The 5,016-nt window shown below is 51.1% G+C and carries 6 protein-coding genes; all 6 read right to left on the reverse strand.

The genetic code is table 11. The annotated features are described in order from the left end of the window. Positions 1-1,681: T6SS phospholipase effector Tle1-like catalytic domain-containing protein (locus AM629_RS20360; RefSeq protein WP_054481558.1), on the reverse strand; the 1,681-nt coding region annotated here is incomplete at its 3' end. Then, positions 1,669-2,184 (reverse strand): Tli1a family immunity protein, encoded by a 516-nt coding sequence (locus tag AM629_RS20365; protein ID WP_054481562.1) that lies wholly within the window; start codon positions 2,182-2,184, stop codon positions 1,669-1,671. The genes AM629_RS20360 and AM629_RS20365, both read right to left, overlap by 13 nt. Positions 2,185-2,234: 50 nt before the next feature. After that, entirely contained in the window at positions 2,235-2,747 is a 513-nt protein-coding gene (locus AM629_RS20370) for a Tli1a family immunity protein (RefSeq protein WP_054481563.1), read from the reverse strand. 50 nt (positions 2,748-2,797) lie between these two features. Continuing rightward, a complete protein-coding gene (locus AM629_RS20375; RefSeq protein ID WP_054481560.1) occupies positions 2,798-3,310 on the reverse strand; it encodes a Tli1a family immunity protein in 513 nt (170 codons plus the stop codon). After that, a complete protein-coding gene (locus tag AM629_RS20380; RefSeq protein ID WP_054481566.1) occupies positions 3,291-4,103 on the reverse strand; it encodes a toxin Tle1 chaperone Tla1 in 813 nt (270 codons plus the stop codon). The genes AM629_RS20375 and AM629_RS20380 overlap by 20 nt, the downstream gene beginning before the upstream one ends. A 3-nt stretch (positions 4,104-4,106) precedes the next feature. Continuing rightward, on the reverse strand, positions 4,107-5,016 hold a 910-nt coding region (locus AM629_RS20385; RefSeq protein WP_152912042.1), incomplete at its 5' end, for a type VI secretion system Vgr family protein.

The following is a 5,016-nucleotide window of genomic DNA, read 5'->3' on the forward strand; positions in this document are numbered from 1 at the left end:
TAATGTATTCCAGTCGCTGGGCTTTCCGTTTCTTTGACACAGCATCCTGCCTGTCTTTCCTCGCCTGTTCACTCTGCGCATAATGCGCCTTATCCGCGTCACGGTTAGGGGCGGCAAGAAAAAACGGCGTACTGAGTAGCCTCCCATTGGCGTAGCGTTCGATACGCCAGGCGGTCAGCCAGTCCATCTGGTTTTTCATGGCCTGCTCCAGCGCCACAGCTGACCGTACCGGCTCAAAGCGGGCCGCCTCTTCGGCGGATAGCAGTTGTTCCGGCATATCAAGTCCCAAAGTGACTTTGCGCCAAGCGTTGAAGCGGTTGATGAGTTCAGGTGCAATTGTAAATTCATCACCAACATCAGGTGACATAGAACGCCAAGTATCATTGACTAAATCTACAGGTAAGACTTCTTCTGGTACTTTCAAAGGTGCACCGAAATCAAACGCCGCAGCATACATTTCATGTAGAGAAATCTGCGACAATAGCAATGAATCTGTTTTACCTATCGATTTACCCTGATCTCCCGGTGGATAACCGCCCCCCAAATCAGAATGCACCCCGGGATAAATCACCTCGGTGCTGCCGGTCGGGTAAGTGCCATCTGAACGGCGAATCGAATCCATCGGGAAGCTCAACCGCTGTTCATGGGTCGAGACCAGATGTACACAGCGTTTCACCAACCCGCCGTAAATCTCCTCCGATGGCAGCTCCTGCGTGCCGTCTGCCCAGGCCATATGCCCCTCAACAACAGGAACCATATGGCTCACTCCAACCGACGCCACCGTGTCAAACAGCCCGAGAAACTCCACACTGATGGGCAGGTTACAATCCGGGTCGGTTTCACCTTTATGTTGCAAACACTGAGCGGGTTTCTGGTTTTCCTCTTTTGGCGGCGGTAACAGTTCGGTCAGCCAATTCACAAACGCCCTCGCTTCCGCTGCTCCACGGGAAAAACCATACACATACAGTTTCATCCCCAACAGCTTAGATTTACCCGGTTCCGGATGGCTGCGGGCTATTTTTAGCTCACGCTTTAAACAGTCAAATTGCTTATAAAACTCGCCATAACGATTATGCGCCCCTCCCAGGTCCAATGTGTGCCAGGTGGTGGCCATCTCCTCCAGGGATTTTTGACTTTCACTGTTGGTCATCTGTTTTTGTGTCAGGCTAAAGCCAAGGACATCAATCAACCGCAGCAACGCCCAGTTGATCCGGTCCTCACCCCGATCAGCAAAAGCCAGCCCCCACGTGCTGTAATCCAGATCATTAATTTCCGGGAAAGGCGTGCCGACACCGGGAATATAATATTTAAAGTATTCTCCGCCGGTGCTTTCGATATCATCCAGCAACGGCTTACCTGCCGCCCCACCCGCATAACCGGCCCCAATCGTCGCCTGAAACAGCCGAACGATATTAGTCGGATGGTGAGGAACAGCCTGATAAAGATCGTTATACAAATTATTGCCGGTGCCATCAAAAAACAGGCTGACATGCAACGTTTTACAACAAGGCCGCTCTACCCGGCGATTCGCCGCCAGACACAATTCCTGATGGTAGGCTCTTTCCTGACTGGCCTGCTGGTAACAATTTTTCCCGACCAGATAGCTCTGGGTAGGCAACCGCCCCTTAGCAGGAAAGGGCGCGGGTAACCAGACTGTATCATGATGATTTATTTCGGACATACTGTCGGCTCCTTCATTTTCAACGGTTCTTTAATCGGGTAGTTTGGGCTACCGTAGGCGTCACAAGAGGTCGTGACTTTAATCTGATCACAGGGCAAGAAATGCACCGTAATCCCGCAGGTATCTCCCCCATTCTGATAATAGGGCACCGGCACTACCTGGCTATGTTGGCGTTTCTGGGCATTGATTTTTTCCCTCCACGCCAAATATTCGTCCCATTTATCGAAGCCAGGAAACCCTTTCATAGTTCCTACTCCTGTTTCCCAATCCACCTTGACCGTCATCCCCGGTTTCCATTTCGCTGGCACGCTATAGCAACAACCACCGCCCCCCCCCTGATACGGTCCGATACTATCGATACCCGGCGTGTCATCCACACTGAACCGATTAATCGCCCACTTGGTATGGTTAATCGCGATAATCACGCCTGCCTGCGCTGGAAACTGGCTACACGCCGCCAGTAACAGGCATAAAACCGCCCATTTAAACCGGTGTTTTTTCATCTTTCTCTCCTTCAATAAGGCATAATCTGGCTTTGAGATGCCTGTCGGCATTATTTCGGACATACTTTTGGCTCCTCCATTACTAACGGTTCTTTAATCGGATAATTGGGACTATTGTAGGTAGCGCAGGACGTCGTCACCTTCACCTGATCACAGGGTAAGAAATGCACCGTAATCCCACAGGTGCGCTGACCGGTATAATCGGGCACTGGCACTACCTGGCTATGCTGGCGTTTCTGGGCATCTATTTTGTTTTTCCATGCATGATATTTTTCTCTATCCGCAAAACCTGGGAAACCATCCATTTCCCCCACTCCCGTCTCCCAATCCACCTTAACTGTCATCCCCGGTTTCCATTTCTCCGGAGCCCGATAGCAGCAACCACCGCCACCGCCCTGATACGGCCCGATAATATCGATACCGGGATTATCATCCACACTGAACCGGTTAATCGCCCACTTAGTATGGTTAATCGCGATAATCACGCCAGCCTGCGCCGGAAACTGGCTACACGCCGCCAGTAACAGGCATAAAACCGCCCATTTAGCCCGGTGTTTCTTCATCTTTCTCTCCTTCAATAAGGCATAATCTGGCTTTGAGATGCCTGTCGGCATTATTTCGGACATACTGTCGGCTCCTTCATTTTCAACGGTTCTTTAATCGGATAATTGGGACTATTGTAGGTAGCGCAGGACGTCGTCACCTTCACCTGATCACAGGGTAAGAAATGCACCGTAATCCCACAGGTGCGCTGACCGGTATAATCGGGCACCGGTACTACCTGGCTATGCTGGCGTTTGTAACTGTCCATTTTTTTCTTCCATGTCATAAATTTCTCCCTGTCCTCGAATCCGGGAAATCCTTTTGTTCCTCCAGCCCCCGTTTCCCAATCTACCCGGACCGTCATACCCGGTTTCCATTTCGCTGGCACGCTATAACAGCAACCACCGCCACCGCCCTGATACGGCCCGATAATATCGATACCCGGCGTATCATCCACACTGAACCGGTTAATCGCCCACTTGGTATGGTTAATCGCCTCAATGGTTCCTGCCTGCGCCGGAAACTGGCTACACGCCGCCAGTAACAGACACAAAACCGCCCATTTAAATCGGTGTTTTTTCATCTTTCGCTCCTTCATTGAGGGATAATCTGGCTTTGAGATGCTTAAGCACGAATGATGCCCGCTTATCATCCAGTAAGACCTGAGCGTCTGATGCCTCGACCATCAAGGCATAACAGAGGTTAAACAGGTGTTCACGTGCCACGTCTGGGTAGTCGCACGGATTCAGTTGCGGCATTAGCAGATGAGCATCAGAAACGCACAGGAGAGACTCCAGCTGTTTATCGGTGAGATCGATTTTCCCGATAGGGTTATCAATTGAGCCTAAATCACCCGTCCCCAAAACAAAGCGCGGGATCTCATCGCGATCAAGCCAGCTCCAGAATAGAGCGGGCCGCTGGAATTGTTGTTGCTGTTCCTTATCCAAAATATGGGACAACAGCACCGGAAAAATACGTGGATCAAAAAAGCGTAAAATCCCTGTCTGTTCGGCATATGTCACCTCCACACATTGAATTAAATATTGGGACAAAGATTTAAATGACCATGGCGAACACAAAACCAGCAACCGCGATTTTCTACCCAAAGGCAAAATGATTTCGTCCATCCATTGCCGCTGGTCAGACTGGGTTAAATCAATCCGCAGCAATATTGGGACTTCATCCGCCATACTTTCCTCTGGCAACCCCTGAAATAATGAACACCACCTAATCTCAGGCGAAAAACTTTGCAGTGCCGGGAGTAAAAAGAATTCCCCTCCAGACTGATCCACAATGATATCGAGATAAGACAGATTGACATCGGTAATAGATGTCTCAAGTGAGGCAATCCAGTCAGTTATTTCAACGTTATTCATCATTTATTTCCTTCCCCTCAAGACAACCCCTTTCGCCATCTTCTGCGCTTTCTTTAAGCACTCTTTACACACGGATTCCGGCAAGTCCGGTAACGGAAAATCCTGTTTGGCCGGGGCGTCCATTTTGTGCTGCCCTTTCAGGCTTAGCAGGCCCGGCCCATGAATTTCAATTTCTCCTGCCGGAGAGAGACGGATATAGGCGCCGCCACACGCCAACGTCAGGCCATTTTTAGCGATAATCTGTACCTGGCCCTGCGTTGACTTGACGGTGACATCCTTTAACGCGGTAAGACCTAACTCATCCCCGTGGGATTCCATCGTGAATGGCCCTTTCCCCGAGACCAGACGCATTCCCTCTGTCTGCGCCAGTAAAGAGATGGCCTGAGTGGCATTCATACCAATGCGGCAGGCACTAGCCATATGCACGTCGCCCGCACTTTGGGCATAGAGCGCCTGACCACTGTGCAACATCACCGTCTGCGGGCTGACAACACCGATACCCTCTGGCGCACTGAGCAACATGGCGGCCATTTTCAGTTGATCCACGCCCTGTAAATAGGTTTTCAGGCTCTCGGTATCCGGTGAATAATTCAGGTGGGTTTTTGTCACCGTGCCCCACTCCATGACCTGATTCACCGCCCCTTTGACCAGACTGATCGCCGGGGTCATCGACAGGACTTCCCCTCTGGCTTTAGCCTGTTCATCCGCACTGATAAACAACCCCTTACCCGCGCGGATCACCCCCCAACTATCGGTGCGCAGTTCAAAGCCCTCGCCCCGTTTATTCGGGTGCGGGCGCTGACCATCGACAAGATGCCCCAGATTCAGCTGACTCTTGCCGCCGTATTCCGTACTGAGTTTGATGTGCTCTTTCCCGCGCTCGTCATCCATCCGCAGTTTGTTATTCGCCGGC

Origin of the sequence: Photorhabdus heterorhabditis (assembly GCF_001280945.1) — a bacterium.
GTDB lineage: Bacteria > Pseudomonadota > Gammaproteobacteria > Enterobacterales > Enterobacteriaceae > Photorhabdus > Photorhabdus heterorhabditis.